Consider the following 24,787-nt stretch of genomic DNA (forward strand, 5'->3'; position numbering starts at 1 on the left):
AATCGGTGGAGAATAATCAATAAGACCCCGCTAGGGTCTTATTGATTCGCAATAGCACAATTTGGTGCCGAAACGGGTGGTATGCAGCAAGATAAGACCCTGAGAGGGTCTTAAGCATGGCAAGAACGGAAGAAAGCCACTCGATAAGACCCCAGCAGGGTCTTATCGATGCTGGAGTGGCAGTCTCGTGCGCCGAAGCAAGCACTGGCATGGAACTTAAGGTCCCTTAGGGACCTTAAGCTAGCGAAAGGAGTAGCTAGTTAGACGGTTAAGGTCCCTAAGGGACCTTAAAGCCGCTGAAGTGGCAGTCTCATGCGCCGAAGCAAGCACTGGCATGGAACTTAAGGTCCCTTAGGGACCTTAAGCTAGCGAAAAGAGTAGCTAGTTAGACGGTTAAGGTCCTTGGGGGACCTTAAAGTTGCCGAAGTGGCAGTCTCGTGCGCCGAAGCAAGCACTGGCATGGAACTTAAGGTCCCTAAGGGACCTTAATTTAGTGAAAAGAGTAGCTAGTTAGACGGTTAAGGTCCTTAAGGGACCTTAAAGCCGCCGAAGCGGCAGTCTCGTGCACCAAAGCAGGCACTGGCATGGAACTTAAGGTCCCTAAGGGACCTTAAAGCCGCCGAAGTGGCAGTCTCATGCACCAAAGCAGGCGCTGGCATGAAACTTAAGGTCCCTAAGGGACCTTAAGCTAGCGAAAGGAGTAGCTAGTTAGACGGTTAAGGTCCTTAGGGGACCTTAAAGCCGCCGAAGTGGCAGTCTCATGCGCCGAAGCAGCCGCAGGCATGGAAGTTAAGTCTTCCAGCTTCTTCTTTAAGGTTCGTCATGCACAGGGGAGCTCGACTTGCGGATACTATTTGTGAAAAACGAAGGGCCGCTTCGCGACGTCATCGCGGTGGTTCTGAAGGAAGCGGGTCTCCCGTTAACCTCCTGAATGTTCGGCTGCCAAGAGGCGTAGATTACAGGCTTTTATAAAAATTTAATGGATCAAGCCTGCCGCCCGGGCAGATAAACGTTCTTAGAACGACCGCCAAAGCCATATATTTGCTATATAAGCTTATTGGGGGGTGTGAGACATGGGGGTATTGATCACAGCCTTACTCGTATGCGCCTCAGCCATGGGGTTTGTGCTATTCCGAAGAAATACGGTGCCTGTCAGCAGCGAAGGTCCCTTTCAGGAAAGGAAGCTGTCGGTTATTATTCCAGCCCGTAACGAAGAGGGAAATTTGCCTTTTTTGCTGGGTTCCCTTAAGACTCAGTCCTATAAACCGTTTGAGATTATTGTGGTAGACGATCATTCGGAGGACCGCACGAAGGCCATCGCGGAGAGCTACGGCGTAAAAGTCGTCTCGAACCCGGAGCTCCCGTCCGGATGGACAGGCAAGAACTGGGCGGTATGGAACGGTTATCTGCAGGCCGAGGGTGATCTGATTCTGTTTTTGGATGCGGATGTCCGCCTGGCGCCCGATGCGGTACGTTCCCTGCTGGCTGTGAGAGAGAAGGAGGGAGGGGTCATCTCGGTTGTTCCTTTTCACGTAGCGGAAAAATTTTACGAGCGTCTGGCGCTTATCCCAAACCTGCTTGGCTTATTTGCCTTTACGTCTCCCATGGAGCGGACAAACCCGGATAAAGGCTTGTACGGTTCCTTTATTCTCGCCACAAGAGAGGATTACGAGCAAGCGAAAGGGCATGAGAGCGTCAAAGGCGAGGTGCTTGACGATCTGAACCTGGGAGCGCGGTTTATTCAGGCCGGAGTGAAAGTGAAGAATTTCATCGGCCGGGGCGTGGTGTCCTTCCGCATGTATCCTGGAGGAATCAAGAGCGAAATTCAGGGCTTCAGCAAAGGAGCGGTGCTCAGCACAAGCAAGCTGCATATCCGGACAACATTGCTCGTAGCCGTCTGGCTGATCGGGCTGATTGCGGCGGAAGCGGCTCCTTTTGTCATTGGAACGTCCGCCTTGGTGCCCCTCGCCGTCGGTTATGTGGTCTACACGCTGCAGATTTATTATTTTGTCCATTATACGGGGCGCTTCGGAATCTGGCTTCCTGCCATTCATCTATTAAGCACCGTCTTCTTCTTGTACATTATGCTTTATTCACTGTATCAGGTGGTGTTTCTGCGGAAGGTGGCCTGGAAGGGCAGAAGCATTGAGGTAGGGGGGCGTGGCAATCCATGATCATCGGATGGACGGCATTAGCGTTTCTGGCGGGTTCCTTGATGTTCTCGTATTGGATCGGCAGAATAAAGAAGCTTAATCTGAAAACCTACGGAGACGGCAATCCAGGCGCAATTAACTTGTGGAAGGCAGCGGGATACGGTTATGGCCTTGCCGGCATTGTGCTGGATTTTGCAAAGGGTTACCTGCCGATGGCCCTGATGCAACACGGCGACTCGGTTACCGGTTTCGGTATTATTTTTCCCGCGGCGGCGGCTATCCTTGGCCATATATTCTCTCCGTTTACCGGCTGGAGGGGCGGCAAGGCAATTGCCGTAACCTTTGGCGTCTGGAGCGGCCTTACCGGCTTTGCGGCATCTCTTGCGTATGCAGTTATTTTGGCGATGCTGCTATTGGTATCCAGACGGCTGAGCAAGGGCAGACCTATCTCCTCGGAAACCGACGCCTTTCACGTTGTGCTGGGGATGCTGCTCTTATCCATCTATCTGGTGCTGGACAATTATTCCTGGCCATATGTACTTCTCGGGTTGATTAACTTTCTTCTGCTGGCCTATTCGCACCGGAAAGAGCTGATAGGCGTTAAGGACACGAACTGAGTTGCTATAAGAAAAAAAGCAATGCCCCTCTGCAGAAATGCAGAAGGGCTTTTTTGCCACATTCTAAGTGTTTATAAGTGTGAACTTTTATTTTTGAGCCTGCGGCTTTTTGAAAGTAAAGGCCTTATGCCAGGTCTTGCCTCCGTCGGAGGATGTATTCAGCACGGCTGCATTGGTTGCGTCCGTCGTGATGAACCAGATATGGCTGGCATCCGATGCGCCAATAAATTGCGTGCCGTAACCCGTGAATTCAGACTTGCCGATTGTCCAGTGCTTGCCGCCGTCCGTAGTTTTCATGATGGTGTTTGGTTTGTCGCAAGCTGAACATTGTCCGCCCATAATCGCGGTTTGCGGATTTACGACATACAAGGTGCCGGGCGCTGAGCTGGTCATGCCTTTAGGAACCGATGCATCGTCCATCGTAAAGCCTGGTGCCGGACCGGAGCCTGCCCCGTTCTTCACGATTGCCGGGAGCCATGTTTTGCCGCCGTCTGCCGTATGGAACAGCGAGTAGGAGGTCTGGGACATGCCGGAGTCTCCGATAAGCTCAATCCAAGCATCGTTTGCCGCTGTAGAACGGATGATCACGTCGTTAGGCGCTGCTTCGGTTTTGCGCGTCATCACGGTATTCCAAGTCTTGCCGCCGTTTCCGGTATGCATGAAGAGAAGTCGGCCGTTCACCACTTGCACAGCCCAGCCGTTGTTCACGTCATGGAAGTAAACTTCGCCGATCTCTTTGCCCGGCGTCTGCAGCTCCGTCCACGTTTTGCCGCCGTCTTTGGTCATTGCATTGCCGCTGAAGGCCGTTTTGTCATTCGTAAAATGGAGGAAGCCATGATTAGGCACAGTACCAGCCTTCGTCCATGATTTGCCGCCGTTAGTCGATTGAATGAGAATCAGGCTTTTGGCATTGCTGTCGCCAATTGTTGCCCACACTTTATTGCTGCTAAGGGCAAAAATCTGATTAATCGGCTTGCTGCCGGAATATTGAAGTCTCCAATGTGCGCCGCCGTCATCGGTTCTTGCGATTTGACCGTTGCCGGCTACCCAGCCCGCCTTCGAATCGGCAAGACGAAGTGCCGTAACATTGCCGATCTGAGCGGTTTGCTCATTAGTGCTGATCGGAGTCGGATTCTCGGAAGTGCTGCCTCCGTTATTGCCTGGCTGCTGCGAGGAAGTGTCCTCCGGTTCCGTGCTAGGCGCATTCGTGCTCGTATTCGTCGAGCCTGTATCCGTATTGTTAGAGTTTGACGTCTGGTTGGTGGGGTTGTTTGACGATGGTGTATTGGCCGAGTTATCAGCCTTCGAACAGCCTGCCATAAGCAGGGTCAAACTGAGCGTTACCAGTAAAACAAGGGTGCTGATTTTTTTCATGATGTTCACCGCCTGGTTTTTTATTAATAGCTTAACCTTCCTCCCCTTAGACGAACCATGTTTCTGCAGAGTTGCAGGGAATTTTAGTAATAAAGTAATTTAGTCATTCGGTAGGGGAGATTCGACAATCAAATGTGGGATTTCGTGTCTCTATATAAAGGATTTTGGAAAATAACGTCGAAATGTAGGGATAAAGACTCATATAAAGGTGCGAAAAAATAGTTCATTAGTCTTTCTTCGTTCGCAGCGTAGAGTCCAAACATCAGGAAGGGAACGATGATGACATGAACGTACGAATGAATAACTCTAGTCTTCCGAAGAAAGCAGCTTGCGCCTTATCGGCTTTCCTGCTTACGGTGCCGCTTGTCGGTGGACAAGCCGTACATGCAGAGCCGGTCAATACGGTGTTGACGCCGGTTACGGGAGATAACGGGTGGCTGAATGCCGGCATGGCGGTGAACGGAGACTCTTTCAGCTTTGACGTTAGCGGAGTATTCCCGCAGTTTACGGGTCCGGTTACCGTAACAGCCTCTTCGAGCAAGTCTAATGTGGCAACTGCTACAACGGCTAATGGCCGAATTGAAGTCCGTGTCAAAGAGCCTGGAGTTACCCGTCTTGCGATCACGGGCAGTGATTCTACCTCGCTTGCTTTAACCGATTACGTAGATCTGAACGTAACTCTCCTTGGAGATACAACGGGGGACGGTCTATTAACCTCAGCCGACGTGCTGTACATCTATAAAGTGATTAATTCCAAGCTTCCCATAACGGATCAAGAGAAAAATAGGCTCGACGTCAACCGCGACGGCGTCATTACGACGGCCGACGCAACCGTTCTGATGAACAGCTATGTCGGCAAGACGCCGGCAACGGGCGGAGTAAAGTTTATTGCCGATCTGAAGGACAGCAATGATGCGCCTTCGGCTGACCGAATTGCCGTTACAGGCACCGTGCATACAGGCAGCACATTAACCGGCGGCTACCGTTATGCCGATCCGGAGAATGACGGGGAAGGAACCTCGCTCTATCAATGGTACCGCGGTACGCTGGCAGACGGCTCCGATAAGACGCCGATTCCCGGTGAAGTTACCACGGCCTATACCGTAAAGGACGTTGATGTCGACCATTATCTCTTCTTCGAGGTTGTACCGGTAGATTCGCGCGGGGCAGCAGGCTCTGCCGTACAAATAGGCACAACCGGGACCGTTCCGGATACTTCGCCGCCTGTCGTAACAGGAACGACGCCGGTTGTTCTTTCGAATGCCGCAAGCCGGACCGAGCAGCTGCGGATAGATTTTAATGAGCCAATCAAAGCGGCAGCAGGCAAAAGCATACATATATACCGTGCGTCGGACAATCAGATGGTGACTACCTACCTGGCATCGGATCCTTCGAAAGTGACAGTTACGGGCAATGCGGCTGTTCTTGTCAATCCGGGTCTTGGCAATGCAACGGCTTATTACGTCACGATTGAAGCAGGCGCCTTTACCGATCTTGTTGGCAATCCGTTTGAAGGTATTTCCGGCAGCTCGGGCTGGGGCTTTACAACCGTAGATACGGAAGGACCGGTTACGGCTGCGTTATCTCCTGTGAACGGAGCGGCAGACGCCAATAAAGCCTCGAGCTTCACCTTGACGCTGGATGAGAACGTACAGGCGGTTAGCGGTAAAAAAATAACGATTCTTAACGCAGATCAAAGCGAGCTTGTCTCCTATGACGCTGCGGATACAACGAAAGTGACGATCAGCGGCAAGTCGGTGACGATTCATAATCCGGGCTTGGCCGAGACGACGTCCTATTCCATCGAAGTGGAGGCGGGGGCGTTGACCGACCTTAGCGGTAATGATTTTGCGGGAATCAACGGTACGGATTGGTCGTTCGCCACGCCGGATACGATAGCGCCTGTTCTTCAGGCAACAACGCCGGCCGATGACGCTTCAGGCGTAGACCGGACGGCTTCGATCTCGATGGTATTCTCGGAGTCCGTACAGGCGGTAAACGGCAAGACCGTGCGTATTTACCGGGCTTCCGGCAACAGTCTGATCAAGACTTATAACGTCACAGACACAAGTGCCGTTCAGATTAATGGCGATACAGTAACGCTGCTTAACCCGAACCTGGCCGACGGTGCTGATTTCTATGTAGAAATCGATGCGGGAGCCTTCAGGGATGCGGCCGGTAACGTCTATGCCGGACTGCAAGGAATATTGGCATGGAATTTCTCCACGCCGGATACGATAGCGCCGGTTGTGAGCAGCTTGAATCCTACGGATAATGGTACGGGCGTAGAGCTCTCGGATGAGCTTACCGTTACGTTCAGTGAACCGGTTATACCGGTTAACGGCAAGACGGTGAAGATTGTTAATGCCAAGGATCAAACCGAGTTTGCCGTTTATACCTTTGGCAGCGATTCGGAGGTATCGGTTAACGGCGACACGCTGACGATTCAGCATGCCCCGTTTGATGCGTTGAAAGGTTATATTATTCAGATTGAAGCGGGAACAGTGAAAGATGCGGCAGGAAACGGCTTTGCGGGGATCACGGATTGGAATTTTACGTCAAAGGATACTCGTGAAATGCTGGCTGTCGAAGACCCTGGTGTGCCGCTCTTAGAAAGCGAATTAAATTCCGGAGCTTTCGTAACGCTGACGCTTGACGGAGATACATTCCTGGCTGATGCGGATGACGATGATTTTGTCTTGAACCATGCACCGGCGGGCTTATCGATTATCGGTGCGGGAGTATTTCCTGATGGATCGGCTTATGTCATGTTCGATTACGACGGAACGGATTTTGATGCGGATATTACGGATTTCTCGGTTACCGCATTATCTTCGGCTGTCGCAAGCGGTCAGGCGATTACCTCGCAGAACCTGACGATTAAGGCGGAGGTTGAGCCGGATATAATCAGCACGGTTCCTGCAGCGGGAGCAACCAAGGTGAAAAAGGCGGATCCGCTTACAATGACCTTTGACAAGAACATTACGGCTGCAGCAGGGAAAAAGATTACGATCTACAAAAAATCCGATAACAGCATTGTCCAGACGATAGATGCGGCTGACGGATCCAAGGTATCCGTGAACGGTTCAACCGTCACGATTCAGCATAATGCTTTCACGGCTAATACGGAGTATTATGCGGTGGTCGAAGCGGGAGCTTTCGTGGATGCCAGCCTGATCGGGAACAAAACGGTCAACGCCTTTGCCTTCAAGACAACTTCGGTTGAAATCGTGCCGGAGATGTACATTTCAGAGTTTTTGAAGGGTACGGGGGCTTACGACATGGCTGTCGAGCTGTATTATCCGGAGCGGGCTCCGGGCAGCAATCCTGTTACCGGGGAAACGTACTCGCTGTGGCTTTATCACTATGACACGGTAAGCCATACAACCGTCGTTAGCAGTGAGAAGCTTACTGCGCCGGCGTATAAAAACACGGTTTATATTTATATCGACCGAGCATTCTATAGTTTCTTTGATGTCACTCATACAACGTATTACAACGAAGAAGTTCAATTCAACCAAGGTGCCAACCGCATTCTGAAAGGGATTGTTCTGAAAAAGGGCGATCAGGTGATTGATGTATTGGGTGATCCGAACGAGACAGGTACAGGCGGTTTATTAGACAGTCCTAAAACCCTTGTCCGAAAATCCGGGGTGAACGGTGCGTCTATAGAGTTTGACAGCGATCAATGGGACACCTATCCAGCTAATTCCTTTCAGTTCATGGGCAAACACACGCCATAATACCACCTTGGAGGCTTATCATGACCTTACAACAGAAGATGACTAAACCTTACTTAATGTTTGTACTGGCCCTTACCCTGCTGCTGGGCGGATTGTCCTTTGGCAGCACCCGCGCGCAGGCTTCGGCAGGCGTGCCGGTCCAGCTGAAGATTGGCGACGTATCGGTTAATACCGGCGGGACAGTGGATGTTCCGGTATCGATCAAGCAGCCGGAAAGAGGAATCGGCTCGTATAACGTCCAGCTCAATTACGACCCCAAAGCCCTCGAAATCATTAGCGTTAAGCCGAAATACGGCGACGCGAATACGGAGACATGCAGCGAATCGCAGGAAGGCTGCTTTGTCTCCAACTTTGACCAGGAAAACGGATGGCTTCGCGTTATTTGGGTGGATACAACGGGCGGCGACCGGTTGATTAACGAGGCTAAACAGCTGTTTACGATACAAGTGAAAGCAAAACCCGGCTCCGAATCCGCTAAGCAGACGCTGACTGTCGATGCGGAAGATCCCGCCAGCCTGACCTTTACGGACGGGGATATGCACACTTTGCCTGTGGCGGTAACGGAAGGCGAGATTACGGTGTATCCAAATCTGCCGATCGATACCGGTAAAGTAAAGGTGATTGTGGACGGCAAGGAGCAGGGCGAATCGGCTACGCTGTCAAGCGTTGTCGTTAATGGCCGGGTTGTTACGACTATCAGCGTGGATAATGAGAAGGTTGCCGAGCAGCTGCAACAGAATCAGATCAAGACGTTGACGCTTCCGGTGGAAGGCAGCCGCGAAGTCGTCGTTGGCGAGCTAAACGGACAGCTGGTCAAGCTGATGGAGAATAGGGCTGCATCGCTTGTCATCCAGACCAATCAGGCCAGCTATACATTGTCTGCTTCGCAGCTGAATATCGATCAGGTTGCCGGACAATTGGGTGCGGGGACGGCTTTGCAGGATATTAAGATTCAAGTGACCATATCGGTCATGAAGGATAAACAAAGCGTTGAGCAAGCCGCCGCTAACAGTGAGGCGGATCTTATCGCCACGCCGGTTCAGTTTGAAGTTACGGCAAGCTACAGAGGCAAATCGGTTACGATCGACCGTTTCTCGAATTACGTGAACCGCACGATAGCGATTCCGGACGGCGTTGATCCATCCCATATCACGACTGGAGTTGTGATGGCAGGCGACGGTACGATTACGCATGTACCTACCGTCATTACGCAGTCGGAGGGTCACTACTACGCGCAGATCAACAGCTTGACGAACAGCACGTATGCGGTGGTATGGCATTCCAAAACCTTTGCCGATGTTACGAATCATTGGGCCAAGGCCGACATTAACGATCTGGCATCCCGCATGGTGATCCAGGGCGTATCCGCAGACCGCTTTGCGCCGGACCGCTCGGTAACGCGGGCGGAATTCACCGCGATTTTACTGCGGGCGCTCGGCATTCATGCTCCCAAGGACGATACCAAAGTATCCTTCCGCGACGTGGGTGCGACAGCATGGTACCATGACGCGGTTGTGAATGCCGTATCATACGGTCTTATTACGGGATATTCGGACGGAAGCTTCCATCCGAATGCATCCATCTCCCGTCAAGAAGCGATCGTGATGATTAACCGGTCTTCCGCCATAACCGGTCTGGTACAAGCTTCGGCCAGCGAAACCGCAGGGCTCATCAGCCCGTTCAACGATAAGAAGAACATCGACAGCTGGGCGCTTGCGGCGGTAGCATCAGGAGCAAAGCAAGGCATTGTAAAAGGAACAAACGGCAAGCTTCTGCCGAAGCAGCCGATTACCCGCGCGGAATCGGCCGTAATCATGAAGCGTGTGCTGGTTGCAGCCGGACTTATTAACTCCTAAGCAGATAAGAAAAAAACTATCCCTCGGCTCACTTGGCTGGGGGATAGCTTTTTTCGCTGCATTAAGCCTTTTTCTTAATTGGGATATAGATGTCCATCTGAATTTCCGACAGCTCATGATTACTGCGCTCGTCGTACAGCTCGAACTCCGGCGTACCGGCATGCTCGTAGCCCGAATGAGGGAACCACTCGCCAAAGACGGTCATCCAAGTATTTTGAATCGAGGAGGAGAACTGCTCGCGCGGCACCTTTGGAGTAGTGAACACGGCATATTCGGCCCCGTCGAACTCGCGGCATACAAGACCTTCGCCTTCTACGCCGTCAAAGCTTTCCGCTTCCATACCGATCAGGTAAGAGAAGCTGTCTGAGCCCATATCGAAGTTGTAGCAGATGCCTAGCTCGACCGGGGACTCCTTGTGCACGCGGTTCGGAATATTTTTGTACAGCTCTTTTTGAATATACTCCTGCCAGAAGGCTGGGATCTCTTTATGATTGTCTCCGTTTGCCCGGGTACGGATCTCGTAGCCGATTACCTTGAAGGCAGGTTTGGTTATAATCTTGTATTCCATGCGTATTCCTCCTAAATAGGGATTGTACTTGCGCTGCAGCACGTTCAGCCTGGAGTAGGCAGGAGGCTTGATCTCCCGCTTGCGGTACTCGGCCGGCGTCATTTCGAACATGCGCTTGAAGGCGCGGGTGAAGGTCTCATGATTCTGAAACCCGGTATCGAGAGCAATGTCTATCAGCTTCGCATCCGAATTGGCCACCTGGTAAGCGGATATCGCCAGACGCCGTTTACGCACATATTCCATTACGGTCTCTCCTGCCATGGATTGAAAGACCCGGTGGAAATGAAAGTCCGAGAGCTTCGCAACCTGCGCCAGCCGCGATAAAGACAGCTCCTCGCTTATATGGGCTTCAATGTAATCAATCGTCTGCTGAATCTGCGCCAGATAGTCCTGCTTCACTCGAATGTTTGCCTCCTTGTTCTCCGGGTGACCTCATTGTATACGAATGGAAACCCGTGTTCTTGATGATTCTTGCTATAGGAAAAGAAACAGCCCCCGGCGTTGAACCGGAGGCTGCTGCTATTTTGAGTGCTTCTTATGGCAAAATATTGCCTGCCGCGCGGTAGATTTCGTACCATTCTTCGCGGGTAAGCGTAATGTCGGCTGCTTTTATGCAATCCTTCAGACGCTCGATGTTCATCGAGCCGATAACCGGCTGCATTTTGGCAGGATGGCGGAGCAGCCATGCAATGGCAATCGTTGTATTGCTCACGTCATACTTGCCGGCAATCGCGTCGATGGCTTTGTTCAGCTCAGGGAACTTGTCGTTATCCAGGAATACGCCTTCGAAGAAGCCGTATTGGAATGGCGACCAAGGCTGAACCGTAATGTCGTTCAGGCGGCAGTAGTCCAGGATGCTGCCGTCGCGGTTAATTGCGGAGCTGTTCTCCATGTTGACGTTAATGCCGTTCGAGATCATGTTTGCGTTCGTGATGCTGAGTTGAAGCTGGTTCGCCACGATCGGTTGTTTCACCGATTTTTTGAGCAGCTCGATTTGCATCGGGTTTTGGTTCGATACGCCGAAGTGGCGTACTTTGCCGGAGCTTTCCAGACGGTCGAACGCTTCAGCTACTTCATCCGGCTCAACAAGCGCATCCGGACGGTGCAGGAGCAGGATGTCGAGGTAGTCGGTTTTGAGACGCTTCAGGATCGCGTCCGTCGAAGCGAGGATATGCTCTTTCGAGAAGTCGAACATAACGCCCGGCTTAATTCCGCATTTGGACTGCAAAATAATATTTTCACGAACGCTGTCGTTCATATGAATCGCTTCCGCAAAGATTTCCTCGCATGTGCCGGCACCGTAGATGTCGGCATGGTCGAAGAAGTTCGCCCCTTGCTCCAGCGCCGTTTGGACAAAACGCTCTGCCCCTGCTTTATCCAAGGAATTGATACGCATACAGCCAACCGCAACTACCGGTACCTCAAGCGCAGTGCTTCCGAGTTTAATGGTTCTCATTGATAAGTCCCTCCTAAAATGGATGATTACACAAAACGTGAATCACGCTATTTGTGATGATTCTTGCTGCAGGAATCGGATTGGAATGCCGCCAACTATGTAATCGGTTGCAGACTTACGGTGCGGAGACAACTGTCCCGTGTATCCTACTCGATTGTGACATAGTTGATGGCTTGTTTCAAGGCATGGACTTAGGAAAGTTTGTTAAGTTTCTTTAGCGTTTACGTTACAATGAAAGTACGAATAGAGGCAAAGCCTCTGGCAGGCAGGGGGCAGAAGGCATGAGTGCGATGCACGATATCGGGCTGGTACTGGAAGGCGGCGGCATGCGGGGCGTGTATACGGCCGGCGTGCTGGAGTATTTTTCGGAGCATAACGTGTATTTCCCTTATATGATCGGAGTGTCGGCGGGGGCTTGCATGGGGGCGAGTTATCTGTCGAGGCAGCTTGGGCGCAACCGGACCGTCAATGTGGAATGGGTAAGCGATCCGCGGTATATCTCTTGGAAAAACCTTTGGAAGAAGGGGCAGCTCTTCGGCATGGACTTTATCTTCGACGAGATTCCGAATAAGCATGTGCCGTTTGATTACGCGGCTTTCGAGCGGAGCCCGGAGGAGTTCGTCATTGGTACAACCGACTGCGAGACGGGTGAGACGGTCTATTACCGGAAAAGCGAACCGGACTTCGACCTGCTGCAGCTGCTCCGGGCATCCAGCTCGCTTCCTTTTATCGCGCCGATTGCGGAATACGGCGGGCGGAAGCTGCTGGACGGCGGGATCTCCGATCCGATTCCGCTCAGGATGGCTGAAAGCGACGGCTATAAGCGCAATCTGCTTATTCTGACGAGGAACGGGGACTACCGGAAATCGACCGGCAAGTTCAGCTGGATCGTGCAGCGCGCCTACCGGAAATATCCGAAGCTTGTGGAGCTCATGCTGGGGAGGCATAAACGGTATAACGGGACGCTGGATTACATCGCCGAGCAGGAGAAGAGCGGCGCGGTATTTGTGATTCGTCCGCAAGAGACGCTTACGGTGGGAAGAATGGAACGGGATCCGGCGAAGCTTGATGCCTTGTACAAGCAGGGCTACGAGGATGCGAAGCGGATGATGCCGCAGCTGCGGAAATGGATGGAAGGCTAAGCGGCAAGGATTGCGGGCGGAGCCGAATGTATTTTATAATCGAGTAGTAAAGGGAGGCGGTAACAATGGCAAATCAATTTGCCGGATTACGAATCAGCTTCATGCAGAGCCTGAATTAGGGGCGATACTTTGCATGGGGCGTACTTGAAGGATGGTCGCCCGGCTATCGTTTCTAATAATGGGCTTTGCACCTTATTTGAGAGTAAGTCGATCAAATAAAATAAGGGGCTGACAAAGCAATGAGTACACCATTTATTAGAAACCATCAACTGAATTTGATTAAGAAGCAAGTAGGAGAGCTGCAGAAGGCCTGCAGCACGGTATCCGATCTTAAGGTTATTGCATCCGTACGGTCAAACACGCCTTTTAAAGTGATGGAAGCATTCCCGGGGGCAACGGAGGCCGAGCAGCAACTGCTCGAAAGCTTTGCGACGTTAAATACCCCGCAGGAGTTTCAAGGTTACCTGAGGTCGCTTGAGGAATACGTGAAGCCGTTCGATACCGTCGAGGAGAAGCAGCTGAAGAAGCTGTTCCCGAAGGCCAAAAAGCTGAAGGTTCCCGATCTCGCGGCAATTGATCTGCGTTATGTGACTTATCTGGGCTGGACGGATATCGCAACGAATAAAATGTATCTCGCGTATCATCTGAATGGCCGGCTTGTAGGCGTGGAAGGCAGATTTACGCCCGTGCAGAAGAAGAGCGTATGTTTTCTGTGCAACCGGCATGAGGAAGTGGCATTGTTCTCGGCCGTTACGAAGTCGAGACCGGCTAATGCTTCGCCGGATTACTACAAGGCCATCGGCAATTACATGTGCGTGAACAGCGAGAGATGCAACAACAATATTACCGATGTGACGGTGTTGGAACGGTTTATTTCCGATATCGTTCTTTAATCGAATAGAAAGAAGCCCGCCGGAGACGGCGGGCTTTTACTGTTATTGGGATGCGGCTCTCGCTTTCGCGGCCCGGCGCAGCCGGAACTGCTTGTATTGGAAGTACATGAAGCAGCCGAGGCAGAAGCCGCTTAAGGCAGCCACAACGGCGGCAGTCAGCATGCCAAGAGCGATGTAAGACAGAACCGTCAACCCAAGATAATGGGCGGCAAGGGTGACGACAAGAAACAGAATCACGAGCAGATTGTTAAAGCGCAGCAGCTCGCGGGCTTCGGTCCGCCGGCTCACCGGGAGCAAGGGCGAGAACAGGCGGACAAACAGGTTATATTTGACTCCGTACGTACGGCTGACGAGCTGAACGGCCAGCGGCAGAATCAGAATCCACCACTGCTGGGTCAAAACCGTTGCGATCACGCTTAACAGAATGCCAAGCTGATTGCCGCGGACGCGGTGCAGGGGCACTTCATCCACACATTCGTAACTGAGGTTAACGGTAGGCCGAGACATATAAATCCTCCATTCACGCGAAATAGTTTTACGTGACGACTGTTCCCAGTATATAATAATTCATAGTTTTCGGGTAGGGATTTATAAATATAATTTAGGATTATTTTGCGATTGACGCTCTTTCCAAAACTCTTTACAATGAAGCAGGCGCAATTTTGCTCGGCTTGTGACTGGAGGTTAACAAGAAGCTCATGAACTTGAAAACAATCGCACTATGCCTTTACGTAATGCTTATTTACTGGCTTTCCCTGCATTTCAGCTTTCTGGATACGCTGTTCTTCCCGACCCTTGGCGCATTTAGCTTTCTCTTTATCTCCCGCTCGTCAACGATAGCGGAAGTGGGAAGAGTCACCTTTGGCGCAGTTATCTCCTCTGCCATTGGAACAGTGCTGTACTACATTTATCCAAGCCCGATTTCGCTGTTTATTAACGTAGTTATTACAATCTGGCTAATTAATAAATTCAAGTGGAATGCTCCGCCGATTGTGGCCGTAGCGCTAATTCCGTTTTTCTCGCACTCTGCCCACCATTGGTTTATCCCGGTGTCCGTCTGCGCGGCGCTGCTTGGTCTGATGCTTGTGCTGTACGTTGTCCAGCAAATCGAGAGCAGACGTTCGCAGGTATACGAATCCGAATCCACGGCCGCTTAAGGCAGGTGGATTTTTTGTGGTCATTTGGAATCCGTCATGGACAAATCATGGCGATAGTAGTAGCTTAGTAGGTAGTTTAGGCTTCACCAATTCAACAAGAAAAATGAGATGATGATATGGGTATAGGACGACCCAGACTGAGAGGGAAGCATGAGGCTTTCCTGGAAAAGCACTTCACGGGAGTGTCGATTGATTACCGGCAAATTATTGCCTTGTTTATTCCGATTTTGATTGACCAGGCGTTTCTCGTTGGCCTCAACCTGGTGAATACGGCAATGGTCAGCTCGTCTGGCGTGGACGCGGTCAGTGCCGTCAACATGGTCGATTCGCTGAACATCTTCCTGATCAGCGTTTTTATCGCCGTATCGACCGGGGGAACGGTTGTTGTTGCGCAATACAAAGGCAGCGGCAATCATCAGATGGTATCGAAGTCTGCGGCGAGCTCCGTCTCGTCGGTTACGCTTGTCGCTTTTGCAATCAGCCTGATTGTTGTGGTGTTCCATAGCCAGATGCTCAATCTGCTGTTTGGAGCGGCTTCGCCGGAGGTATTCCAGGAGGGGCGGACGTATCTGATCGGCAGCGGCTTGTCTTACGTCGGCATCGCGATGATGGAGGCGGTATGCGGGGCGCTTCGCGGTATCGGAAGAAGCCGGGCATCGCTGATGCTGTCGCTTGTCATGAACCTGACGTACGTGCTGCTCAACATCGTCTTTATTAACCTGATGAATATGGGCGTGCTGGGGCTGGCCATCTCCGTCAATATTTCGCGGTATGCGGCAGCTATTCTGGCCATTGTCTACCTCGTAAAGATTGATACGAGCCTGAGACTTCGCCTTCGGGATATGCTGTCGGTCAATTTTTCGATGCTTCGGAAAATCCTGTTCGTTGGACTGCCGTTTGCGGCAGAGCAGATGTTCTTTAACGGCGGCAAAATCGTTACCCAAACGTTTGTCGTTGGTCTGGGTACCTTTGCTATCGCAACCAACGCGATTAGCGGCTCGCTCGCCAACGTGCTGCAGATTCCGTCCAATGCGCTGGCTATTACCGCGATTACGGTTATTGGCCAATGCATGGGGCAGCGAAATATCGAGGATGCCCGGAAGTTCACACGATCCTTCCTGTGGTTGTCCACGGCTTGCCTGTTCGTGATGGCTTGTCTAATGCTGCCGCTCTTTTATCCGCTGGTTGGGCTGTTCCATCCTCCGGCTGAGATTGTGGACGATATCCTCATCATTACGATTATTAATGCACTTATGCAGGTTGTGTTCTGGTCCATCAGCTTTATCATGCCGTCGGCCCTCCGGGCGGCGGGCGACTCGAAGTTTACGTCGGTCGTATCGCTGCTGTCGATGTGGCTGTTCCGTATTGTGCTTGGTTATCTGCTCGCGATCGTATTCGACTTCGGCATTATCGGAGTCTGGCTTGCGATGAACCTCGAGTGGGGCGTAAGGGGAGCTATCTTCCTCTGGCGCTTCCGCGGCAAGAAGTGGTACCGGCACCGGTTGATTGACTAGCTTAAATAGATAAAGCCTCCAGCTTATGCTGGAGGCTTTTTTGTTACGGTGCTGACGTTGGGCGGGGGGTGAGGCTCCGCTTAAGTCCACGCCCAGAAGAAGCCGTCCCGGTCCCAAGCGACCCGTCCTTTATGCAGCTTGCGGAATGCCTTCTTCACTTCCTTTTCCAAGGAGACATTCCCGTTCTCGTTCACGAAGATATACTGCTCGCCAAATTGCTGCTTAACATGTTCGATCGCTTCTTCCTGGCGCAGCATCCCTCTAAATTTAATCTCATTAACCATCCACTCCGCGATGTGCTGCTCGGTTGTTGTTTCCACGTTCTTATGCGACCTCCAATACCTGATTGGAGTTATTATATCATAGTGACGGAATGCCTTGTTCAAATGCCGGATTCTCCGGGCGTCAGCTCGCCACTCTGATTACCCACCTTGTTGGCGATCATTCATGCTGAACAGTGAGTCTAGCCTCACTGCTCAGCATGAATGATCGCTCGAAGTATGTATGAGCGCGGAAAAGCTCACTAACAGTGAGGCATCCCGCCGTAAAGCGATGTTCGAAGCAGCTCCAAGTGCGAAATAGTGAGTATCTCTGCCTAATGCGCACGTTGCTCCTCACTAACTATGAAGCTAGCCTCACTATTGCGCGAAAATGCCCGCCTGAGGCACATTTGAGCGCGAAACGCCTCACTAATTAGTGAGGCATCTTCACTGTTATGCAGTAATGCCCGGCCGGAGGCGCGTTTGAGCGCGAAATGCCTCACTAATTTAGTCAGTATCTTCACTATTGTGCGGAAATGCTCGTCCGAGGCATGTATGGCGCGGAAAAGCTCACTAACAGTGAGGCATCCCGCCGTAAAGCGGCGCTCGAAGCAGCTCCAAGCACGAAATAGTGAGTATCTCCGCCTAATGCGCACGTTGCTCCTCACTAACAATGAAGCTACCCTCACTGTTGCGCGAAAATGCCCGCCTGAGGCACATTTGAGCACGAAATGCCTCACTAATAAGTGAGGCATCTTCACTGTTATGCAGTAATGCCCGGCCGGAGTCGCGTTTGAGCGCGAAATGCCTTACTAATTTAGTCAGTATCTTCACTATTATGTGGAAATGCTCGTCCTAGGCATGTATGGCGCGGAAAAGCTCACTAACAGTGAGGCATCCCGCCGTAAAGCGGTGCTCGAAGCAGCTCCAAGTGCGAAATAGTGAGTATCTCCACCTAATGCGCACGTTGCTCCTCACTAACAATGAAGCTCGCCTCACTATTGCGCATAAATGTTCGTTCGATGTACGTATCAGCGCGGAATGCCTCACTATTATGTGGAAATGCTCGTCCGAGGCATGTATGAGCGCGGAAAAGCTCACTAACAGTGAGGCATCCCGCCGTAAAGCGGTGTTCGAAGCAGCTTCAAGCACGAAATAGTGAGTATTTCTGCCTAATACGCACGTTGCTCCTCACTAACAATGAGACTAGCCTCATTGTTGATCAAAAATGTCGCCTAAAGTATGTTATGAACGCGGAAAAGCTCACTAACAGTGAGGCATCCCGCCGTAAAGCGGTGCTCGAAGCAGTTTCAAGCACGAAATAGTGAGTATCTCCGCCTAATGCGCACGTTGCTCCTCACTAACAATGAGACTAGCCTCACTACTGATCAAAAATGTCGCCTGAAGCACGTTATGAACGCGGAAAAGCTCACTAACAGTGAGGCATCCCGCCGTAAAGCGGTGCTCGAAGCAGCTCCAAGTCCGAAATAGTGAACATCTCCACCTAATGCATACGTTGCTCCTCACTAACTATGAAGCTACCCTCACTGTTGCGCGAAAATGCCCGCCCGAGGCATGTTTTAGCACGAAATGCCTCATTAATCAGTGAGGCAACCTCATAAGTTATTTGCAATTAAGCTACTCCAAGTTAACCGCGGATAACCGGCGGGTGAATGGAAGGCGTCAAGGTTGGAGGTTGGCGGATGGAATAGAGGTGGGCAAAGTTAGGTGTATATGCAATACGCGGGCTGCGAGTATTGGAAGAATCGGCATAAGAAAAGCCGCCTTCTCGAGTGAGAATGCGGCTTAAAGTTTAATCCCCTTAATCTTATCGCTGGATCGGTTCGATCCGGTACGAGCCAGGCACACCATCAACCGGCTGGATGGACCAGCCGAAGGACAACGCCGTCTTTACGCGCTCCAGCTGTTCTGGCGTAAGCTGTGCGGTTACGGCTTCTTGCCCGGCTTCAAGTTCGAGCTGAGGCTCATCGCCGAAGGCGACCCAAATCCAGCTGCGGAGGCCGCGTACGGTATTGTACTTGATCTGGTAGCCGCTGCGGACAGCCGCTTCAAACGTCTCCGGCTCTTTCTCGGCAAAAGCCGCGAGATCGCCATAGTTGAATTGGAAGATGCTATCATCCGTCGGGAGATCGGCTCCCGCCTTTACTTTGGCAATAATCTCGTCATCCGACCAGCCATGTCCCTTGCGAAGAGACTCCACAAGCAATGCATCCCATTGCGACAGCTTTACGATATTCGTCATTTGGTTTCAGCCTCCCTTAACTTAGCTCTATTAATTATCTTACGGTAAAGCGACCCAATGCCCCGGACGTACTTCACGCAGCACCGCAGCTTCTTCAGTGGCAGCATCCGGCGTATAGATCACCCGTTCAACGACAGCGCGCGGATCCGGTATCGGAATCGCGGACAGCAGCGCCTTCGTATACGGGTGAAGAGGATTTTCGTACAACTCATCGCTGTCCGCAATCTCTACGAGCCGTCCGTGATACATCACGCCAATCCGGTCGGAAATATGCCGTACCATGGATAGGTCATGAGCAATAAACAAATAGGTCAGACCGAATTCAGCCTGTAAATCTTCAAGCATGTTAACAACCTGTGCTTGCACGGACACGTCGAGCGCCGAGATCGGCTCGTCGCAGACCACGAAATCCGGGCGTACCGACAACGCGCGCGCAATGGAGATCCTCTGGCGCTGGCCGCCGCTGAATTCATGCGGATACCGGTATAAATGCTCGCGCTTCAGACCTACCCTCTCGAGCAGCGAAGCGATAACTTCTTTTCGTTCCTCTACATTCTTGTACAGACCGTGGATGTTCATCGGTTCGCCGATCAAATCCAGCACGCTCATGCCGGGATTAAGAGACGAGTAGGGATCCTGGAAAATGGATTGAATGCGCCGTCGGAAAGGCTTCAGCGCTTTCTCGCCAAGCTTCGAGATATCCTGGCCGTCGAACTTGACCGTCCCATCCGTGTAATCGTACAACCGCAGTATAGAGCGGCCAACGGTGGATTTACCGCTGCCGGATTCGCCAACAAGGCCAAACGTCTCGCCTTTATTGATCCGGAAGCTTACGCCGTCAACGGCCTTCAGTACTTCCGATGTGCGGCCCCAGGCGTCGCGGCTCTTCACAAAATGCTTTTTCAGCTGTTGGACATCCACCAGCACTTTTTTATCCTCTGACACGGGCAGCGCTCCCTTCGATTTCCGGATGGCGCGCTAATTCAGCCTGAATCTCGGCATCGTTCAGCCAGCAGAGGGCACGATGGCCTTCGCCGATCTGAAAATGAGGCGGAAGCTCCGCGCATTTCGGCATCGCATGCGGACAGCGTTCCATAAACGGACAGCCCGGCGGCGGGTCGAGCAGATCCGGCGGGGAGCCTTCAATCGGCACCAGACGTTCGCGCGAGCCGCCTTGCCGCTGCGGTACCGAACGCAACAGACCCTGCGTGTACGGATGCTTGGAGTTATAGAAAATATCTTCAACCGTTCCTTCTTCCATGACCATGCCGCCGTACATCACGATAACGCGGCTGCATACCTGGGCGACTACGCCAAGGTCGTGGGTAATTAACGCGATAGAAGCGCTGGTCTTAGCTTTCAATTCCTTCAGCAGATCGAGAATCTGTGCCTGAATAGTTACGTCGAGAGCCGTTGTTGGTTCATCGGCGATCAGGAGCTCCGGCTGACAGGATAACGCCATTGCGATCATAACGCGCTGACGCATGCCGCCGCTGAATTCATGCGGATATTGCTGGACGCGGCGCTCAGGTTCGTTAATACCGACCTGACGGAGCATTTCAATGGCTTCTTTCAGCGCGGCTTCCTTGCTTAGACCGCGATGCCTGCGGATAACCTCCGTCATCTGATCGCCAATTTTCTTAACCGGATTAAGCGAGGTCATGGGATCCTGGAATACCATCGCGATCCGGTTGCCCCGAATCTGGCGCCATTTGCGTTCTGGCAGGTCGTTCAACTTCTCGCCGGCAAAGGTTATGTCGCCGCTTATAATCTCGCCCGGAGGCGGAATCATCGCCATAATCGCTTTGGCGGTGACGCTCTTGCCGCTGCCGGATTCGCCAACGATGCCGATCGTCTCGCCTTGATCGATATGAAGGCTGACGCCGCGAACCGCTTTATTTTCTCCGCTGCGGGTATGGAATGATACTTGTAGGTTATTGACGGTTAGCAGCCTGTCTGCCATCTAACGTTCACTCCTTTCGGAAGGGCGCGGGCCAGGGTAGGAAGGGGATCCCTTCGATTACCGCTTGCCAAGCTTCGGTTCGAAGCCAACGCGCAATATATCGCCTAGAATATTAAAGCTGAGCACCGTCAGCAGAATGAATAAACCCGGGAACAACGCAAGGTAAGGCGCTTGCGCGATATAGCCCTGCGCATTGTTAAGCATGCTTCCCCACGTCGCGTTTGGAGCCTGCACCCCGAATCCGAGGAAGCTGAGGGTTGATTCCATCATAATCGCGGAAGCCACGTTGTTCGTTGCGGCAACGATAATGACCGGAACAAGGCTCGGGAAAATATGACGGATAATAATGCCCAAGTGATTCTGACCGGAGGCTTTCGCATACAGCACGTACTCGCGCTCCAGAAGCGTCATTGTTTCGGCCCGTATGATACGGGACATGTTCATCCACATCAGAAGTCCGATAATAAAGACGATACTGGTCAGGTTCGGCTTCAGGAAGACGCTTAGCAAAAGCATGAGCAGGAAGGTCGGAATCGACAAAATGACTTCCAGCAAACGCATCAGCAGGTTATCGATCCAGCCGCCGAAGTAGCCGCTGACAACCCCAACGATCGTGCCGATCGTGGTTGCCAGAACCATGGCGGAGAAGCCGACCATCAGGGAGACGCGTCCGCCGTACAAGGCGCGGGCGAAGTAATCGCGGCCGTAGTCGTCGGTTCCGAACCAATGCGCGGAGCTAGGCGACTTCAGTCGCTGCAAGGCATCCAGTGCGTTGGGATCTTTGGGGGAGAGAAAAGCAAAGATCGCTCCCAGTATGAAAATAACGAGAATCGCGATTGCGACGATCCCCATTTTGCTTCGAACGAGCTCGAGGCCCGCATTTCGCCATTTGGTCCGATTCATGAGCTCACCTCGTTGATTTGATTCTCGGATCGGCGAATCCGTATAAAATATCCGCAAGCAAGTTGCCAAGGATCAGGAACAAGGCGGAGAACAGCGTAATGCCCATAATAACGGGATAATCCATCCCTTTGACGGCCGTCATGCCAAGCGAGCCGATGCCCGGCCAGGAAAAGACGGTTTCCGTTACGATCGCGCCGGTAACCAGATCCGCCATGGACATGCCGAGCAGCGTAATAACCGGCAGCAGAACATGCTTCATGACGTGGCGGAACAGCACTTGCCGGCGCGATGCGCCAAAGGCGTATTGAATCTGAACATAATCTTCCTTAAGCTGACCGATCGTGCTGGAACGGATGTAACGCACATAGACGGACAGGAAACCAAATGCCAGAACGGCGCATGGCAGAATACCGTGCTTAACGACGTCCCACGCGGAATGGACGCCAATCGTCCGCATGCCCATAATCGGAAGCCAGTGCAGTTCAATCGCAAATAAGTAGATAAGTAAAATAGCCAGGTAGAACAGGGGGACCGAAATGCCGACGTAAGAGATCAGATTAATGATCTTGTCCTGCCAGCGGTTACGATTCGCTCCGGCAGTAAGGCCAAGCGGAATGGCAATCAGGACGGACAGCGCGATGGCGCTAGCCATCAGTCCCGCGGTTGCAGGCAGACGGTCAAGGATTTGATCCATCACCGGCTGGTGATTCACGAGCGAGTAACCAAGATTGCCTTGGAACAGCTCCTTGATCCACAGTAAATATTGAATATATGCAGGCTTGTCCAGCCCGAGATTATGACGGATACGTTCAATATCCTCGGGATGCATGTTTGGCGTCACGAAGGATAGAACAGGGTCTCCAGGAGCCAGCTTGATTAAGGCAAAGCAGGCGATCGAGACGAAGAGCAAGAGCGGAATCGTCTGCAGTAAGCGTCTAGCGATGAGTTGTCTCATGCGATTGTCTCCTATGCTGTTTACGGCAAAAAATAACTGGGAAGTCCCAGCTATTTTTTGCCTATATCCATATTTAATTCTTACTTCATGTACAACTTGGACGGATCTTCGAAGATTACGACCGGTTTCAGAACAGCTTCATTCAGGCCGCCGAAACGTTTGTCGATCGCAACGATTGTTTTTGTATAACCGACAGGGTAGATAGGCGCGTCATCCGCGATTGTTTTTTGCAGCTGTTGGTAAGCCTCGCCGCGTTTTGTTGCGTCAGCTTCGCCAGCGCCTTGCTCGAACAGCTTGTCTACTTCAGGATTGGAGTAGCGAGCGTAGTTGGAGTTCGAACCCGTTGTGTAAAGGATACGGTAAGCGTCCGGGTCATAGCCCATGATATAGCCTGCATAGGACAGCTCGTAGTCTTTCGATTTCAGGTCAACAAACTTCTGACCGTACGCGGAAGCGTCCATGCTTTGCAGTTCAACCGTGATGCCAACGGCTTTCAGCTTTTGCTGAATGTACAGGGCAGCAGCTTCTTGCGCTTTATTGCCGCTCGATACGATGAAGCGGAGCTTCAGGTTGCTTTCGCCGGCGGAAGCCAGCAATTCTTTTGCTTTATTTACATCGTTGTCATAGGAAGTGACGTCATTCGTTTGGAACAGGCCATCCGGTGTTACGAACGATTTGGCAGGATCTGCATATTCGCTCGAACCATATACCGTCTGGATCAGCTCATCGCGGCTCAGAGCGTAAGAGATCGCTTGGCGAACTTCTTTTTTCTTCAGGGCGCCAGTGTCGCTGTCTTCATTAAAGAGCAGGTAAGCCAGACGGCCTTCGGAGTAAGCTTGAATATCGAAATTGCCCGTGCTTTCGATTGTGGATACGTCTTGCGGATCCAGGTATTTCACGTTGATTTCGCCGTTTTGCAGAGCCAGGTTAGCTGCATTGGCATCCTTCGCGATACGGTAAGTGATCGAATCCAGATGCGGCTTGCCGCCGAAGTAGTTATCGAAACGCTCAAGCGTTACGTACTCGCCTGTTTTGTACTCTTTGAACTTGAATGCGCCGGAACCAACAGGCGTGTTATTTTTTGTGCTTTTCTCGATATTCGCTTCGCCTTCGAAAATATGCTTAGGAATAGGAGTCAATTGCACGAGAGTTGCTTCGAACGCCGGGTTTACTTGCGGCAGTTGGAATTCAACCGTAGTGTCGTCAACCTTAACCGCTTTGATCGGCTTGCCGCCCAGGATCAGGTTCTCGCGGAAGAAGCTGTTTTGCTTCTCGTCGAGAATCGTATCGAACGTGAAGACAACGTCGTCAGCTGTCAGTGGTTGACCGTCATGCCAAGTCAGGCCGCTTTTCAGCTTCAGTGTATAAGTCAGGTTGTCAGCCGAAGGCTCAAGGCTGTCAGCCAGGTAGAAGGTTTTCTTGCCGTTGTTCACTTGGAACAGTGGAGCGTAGAGAGCTTGGTCGATTGTCAGGCTGACACGGTCGCCTGCATAGATTGGGTTAAGAACAACGGGGTCGGCTTGTACACCCAGGATCAGGTTGCCGCCGTCCTTCGCTTGATCGGCTGCCGCCGTGTTCGAAGGCGATGCTTCGGAATTGTTGCCTGCAGTGTTGCCACCATTGTTGTTGCCGCTGCAAGCACTAATCATTACTGCTAGAATAATGAGGGTAAGTAAAGCGGGAATGCTTTTGCGCATGATTCCATCCTCCAGTTTTTTCTGTGGTGTTCTAATGTATTGTATAATACATCGGATTACTCGGAATTACAATCTTTAAATTTCCACAACTGAAATTTTCAAAATCAAAAATTTTGTTTGGCAATAAATCCTTGCTTTAAGCGCGGTCGCTCACCGTGAAATAAGCTTCGGTAAAGGATTTATTATATTTCTCTCATTATGCTCCAAAAAGATAGAACTGTCGATGCAAGGAAGCCCCTGTTATGCCTGGATATGACAAGGTTTCCCTAATGT

The 24,787-nt window shown here is 51.7% G+C and carries 19 protein-coding genes; 8 read left to right on the top strand and 11 right to left on the bottom strand.

All coding sequences use genetic code 11. The annotated features are described in order from the left end of the window. Positions 1–1,073 precede the first annotated feature (1,073 nt). Together PJDR2_RS01410 and PJDR2_RS01415 are read left to right on the top strand one after the other, a co-directional pair. Positions 1,074–2,174: a glycosyltransferase gene (locus PJDR2_RS01410; protein ID WP_012772249.1), complete on the top strand. Its 1,101-nt coding sequence runs from the start codon at positions 1,074–1,076 to the stop codon at positions 2,172–2,174. After that, positions 2,171–2,770: a glycerol-3-phosphate acyltransferase gene (locus tag PJDR2_RS01415; RefSeq protein ID WP_012772250.1), complete on the top strand. Its 600-nt coding sequence runs from the start codon at positions 2,171–2,173 to the stop codon at positions 2,768–2,770. The genes PJDR2_RS01410 and PJDR2_RS01415 overlap by 4 nt, the downstream gene beginning before the upstream one ends. Before the next feature lie 87 nt (positions 2,771–2,857). Here PJDR2_RS01415 and PJDR2_RS01420 read toward each other — a convergent pair whose 3' ends face one another. After that, positions 2,858–4,144, bottom strand: a complete 1,287-nt coding sequence (locus tag PJDR2_RS01420) for a WD40/YVTN/BNR-like repeat-containing protein (protein ID WP_012772251.1) — start codon at positions 4,142–4,144, stop codon at positions 2,858–2,860. A gap of 284 nt (positions 4,145–4,428) precedes the next feature. Here PJDR2_RS01420 and PJDR2_RS01425 point away from each other — a divergent pair, with 284 nt between their 5' ends. Both PJDR2_RS01425 and PJDR2_RS01430 read left to right on the top strand, forming a co-directional pair. Next, complete coding sequence (locus PJDR2_RS01425; protein ID WP_012772252.1) at positions 4,429–7,887, top strand: Ig-like domain-containing protein; 3,459 nt, start codon at positions 4,429–4,431, stop codon at positions 7,885–7,887. Between the two features lie 20 nt (positions 7,888–7,907). Continuing rightward, positions 7,908–9,743 (top strand): S-layer homology domain-containing protein, encoded by a 1,836-nt coding sequence (locus tag PJDR2_RS01430; RefSeq protein ID WP_012772253.1) that lies wholly within the window; start codon positions 7,908–7,910, stop codon positions 9,741–9,743. A gap of 61 nt (positions 9,744–9,804) precedes the next feature. On the opposite strand, the gene PJDR2_RS01435 is transcribed toward PJDR2_RS01430, so the two are convergent. Then, positions 9,805–10,710, bottom strand: coding sequence for an AraC family transcriptional regulator (locus PJDR2_RS01435; RefSeq protein ID WP_012772254.1), 906 nt, complete (start codon positions 10,708–10,710; stop codon positions 9,805–9,807). A 136-nt stretch (positions 10,711–10,846) separates the two neighbouring features. Next, complete coding sequence (locus PJDR2_RS01440; RefSeq protein WP_012772255.1) at positions 10,847–11,767, bottom strand: aldo/keto reductase; 921 nt, start codon at positions 11,765–11,767, stop codon at positions 10,847–10,849. A gap of 281 nt (positions 11,768–12,048) precedes the next feature. Here PJDR2_RS01440 and PJDR2_RS01445 point away from each other — a divergent pair, with 281 nt between their 5' ends. Together PJDR2_RS01445 and PJDR2_RS01450 are read left to right on the top strand one after the other, a co-directional pair. Next, on the top strand, positions 12,049–12,909 hold the full coding sequence (locus PJDR2_RS01445) for a patatin-like phospholipase family protein (protein WP_012772256.1): 861 nt from the start codon (positions 12,049–12,051) through the stop codon (positions 12,907–12,909). Positions 12,910–13,148: 239 nt separating this feature from the next. After that, positions 13,149–13,802, top strand: coding sequence for a FusB/FusC family EF-G-binding protein (locus PJDR2_RS01450; RefSeq protein ID WP_012772257.1), 654 nt, complete (start codon positions 13,149–13,151; stop codon positions 13,800–13,802). A 42-nt stretch (positions 13,803–13,844) separates the two neighbouring features. On the opposite strand, the gene PJDR2_RS01455 is transcribed toward PJDR2_RS01450, so the two are convergent. After that, entirely contained in the window at positions 13,845–14,309 is a 465-nt protein-coding gene (locus PJDR2_RS01455) for a DUF4395 domain-containing protein (protein ID WP_012772258.1), read from the bottom strand. A 191-nt stretch (positions 14,310–14,500) separates the two neighbouring features. On the opposite strand from PJDR2_RS01455, the gene PJDR2_RS01460 reads away from it, so the two are divergent. After that, positions 14,501–14,959: an HPP family protein gene (locus PJDR2_RS01460; RefSeq protein ID WP_012772259.1), complete on the top strand. Its 459-nt coding sequence runs from the start codon at positions 14,501–14,503 to the stop codon at positions 14,957–14,959. 116 nt (positions 14,960–15,075) lie between these two features. Further along, on the top strand, positions 15,076–16,473 hold the full coding sequence (locus PJDR2_RS01465; RefSeq protein ID WP_012772260.1) for an MATE family efflux transporter: 1,398 nt from the start codon (positions 15,076–15,078) through the stop codon (positions 16,471–16,473). 80 nt (positions 16,474–16,553) lie between these two features. Here PJDR2_RS01465 and PJDR2_RS01470 read toward each other — a convergent pair whose 3' ends face one another. The 7 genes from PJDR2_RS01470 to PJDR2_RS01500 form a co-directional block, all read right to left on the bottom strand. Next, a complete protein-coding gene (locus tag PJDR2_RS01470; protein WP_012772261.1) occupies positions 16,554–16,793 on the bottom strand; it encodes a DUF6953 family protein in 240 nt (79 codons plus the stop codon). 1,768 nt (positions 16,794–18,561) lie between these two features. Continuing rightward, positions 18,562–18,996 carry a hypothetical protein gene (locus PJDR2_RS01475; RefSeq protein ID WP_012772262.1) on the bottom strand — a complete coding sequence of 145 codons (435 nt, stop codon included), beginning with the start codon at positions 18,994–18,996 and terminating at the stop codon, positions 18,562–18,564. A gap of 39 nt (positions 18,997–19,035) precedes the next feature. Next, positions 19,036–19,941, bottom strand: coding sequence for an ABC transporter ATP-binding protein (locus PJDR2_RS01480; protein WP_012772263.1), 906 nt, complete (start codon positions 19,939–19,941; stop codon positions 19,036–19,038). Continuing rightward, positions 19,928–20,959 carry an ABC transporter ATP-binding protein gene (locus tag PJDR2_RS01485; RefSeq protein ID WP_012772264.1) on the bottom strand — a complete coding sequence of 344 codons (1,032 nt, stop codon included), beginning with the start codon at positions 20,957–20,959 and terminating at the stop codon, positions 19,928–19,930. The genes PJDR2_RS01480 and PJDR2_RS01485 overlap by 14 nt, the downstream gene beginning before the upstream one ends. Before the next feature lie 57 nt (positions 20,960–21,016). Beyond that, complete coding sequence (locus PJDR2_RS01490; RefSeq protein ID WP_012772265.1) at positions 21,017–21,862, bottom strand: ABC transporter permease; 846 nt, start codon at positions 21,860–21,862, stop codon at positions 21,017–21,019. Positions 21,863–21,866: 4 nt separating this feature from the next. Beyond that, positions 21,867–22,817 (bottom strand): ABC transporter permease, encoded by a 951-nt coding sequence (locus PJDR2_RS01495; RefSeq protein WP_012772266.1) that lies wholly within the window; start codon positions 22,815–22,817, stop codon positions 21,867–21,869. A gap of 80 nt (positions 22,818–22,897) precedes the next feature. Then, entirely contained in the window at positions 22,898–24,514 is a 1,617-nt protein-coding gene (locus PJDR2_RS01500) for an ABC transporter substrate-binding protein (RefSeq protein ID WP_012772267.1), read from the bottom strand. Between the last annotated feature and the right edge of the window lie 273 nt (positions 24,515–24,787).

The organism is Paenibacillus sp. JDR-2 (assembly GCF_000023585.1).
Classification (GTDB): Bacteria; Bacillota; Bacilli; order Paenibacillales; family Paenibacillaceae; genus Pristimantibacillus.

Excerpts from the sequence above, each read along its gene's own strand:
- PJDR2_RS01410 (WP_012772249.1), top strand. The coding sequence starts at position 1,074 with ATGGGGGTATTGATCACAGCCTTACTCGTATGCGCCTCAGCCATGGGG.
- PJDR2_RS01415 (WP_012772250.1), top strand. The coding sequence starts at position 2,171 with ATGATCATCGGATGGACGGCATTAGCGTTTCTGGCGGGTTCCTTGATG.
- PJDR2_RS01420 (WP_012772251.1), bottom strand. The coding sequence starts at position 4,144 with ATGAAAAAAATCAGCACCCTTGTTTTACTGGTAACGCTCAGTTTGACC.
- PJDR2_RS01425 (WP_012772252.1), top strand. The coding sequence starts at position 4,429 with ATGAACGTACGAATGAATAACTCTAGTCTTCCGAAGAAAGCAGCTTGC.
- PJDR2_RS01430 (WP_012772253.1), top strand. The coding sequence starts at position 7,908 with ATGACCTTACAACAGAAGATGACTAAACCTTACTTAATGTTTGTACTG.
- PJDR2_RS01440 (WP_012772255.1), bottom strand. The coding sequence starts at position 11,767 with ATGAGAACCATTAAACTCGGAAGCACTGCGCTTGAGGTACCGGTAGTT.
- PJDR2_RS01445 (WP_012772256.1), top strand. The coding sequence starts at position 12,049 with ATGAGTGCGATGCACGATATCGGGCTGGTACTGGAAGGCGGCGGCATG.
- PJDR2_RS01450 (WP_012772257.1), top strand. The coding sequence starts at position 13,149 with ATGAGTACACCATTTATTAGAAACCATCAACTGAATTTGATTAAGAAG.
- PJDR2_RS01455 (WP_012772258.1), bottom strand. The coding sequence starts at position 14,309 with ATGTCTCGGCCTACCGTTAACCTCAGTTACGAATGTGTGGATGAAGTG.
- PJDR2_RS01460 (WP_012772259.1), top strand. The coding sequence starts at position 14,501 with ATGAACTTGAAAACAATCGCACTATGCCTTTACGTAATGCTTATTTAC.
- PJDR2_RS01465 (WP_012772260.1), top strand. The coding sequence starts at position 15,076 with ATGGGTATAGGACGACCCAGACTGAGAGGGAAGCATGAGGCTTTCCTG.
- PJDR2_RS01475 (WP_012772262.1), bottom strand. The coding sequence starts at position 18,996 with ATGACGAATATCGTAAAGCTGTCGCAATGGGATGCATTGCTTGTGGAG.
- PJDR2_RS01485 (WP_012772264.1), bottom strand. The coding sequence starts at position 20,959 with ATGGCAGACAGGCTGCTAACCGTCAATAACCTACAAGTATCATTCCAT.
- PJDR2_RS01490 (WP_012772265.1), bottom strand. The coding sequence starts at position 21,862 with ATGAATCGGACCAAATGGCGAAATGCGGGCCTCGAGCTCGTTCGAAGC.
- PJDR2_RS01495 (WP_012772266.1), bottom strand. The coding sequence starts at position 22,817 with ATGAGACAACTCATCGCTAGACGCTTACTGCAGACGATTCCGCTCTTG.
- PJDR2_RS01500 (WP_012772267.1), bottom strand. The coding sequence starts at position 24,514 with ATGCGCAAAAGCATTCCCGCTTTACTTACCCTCATTATTCTAGCAGTA.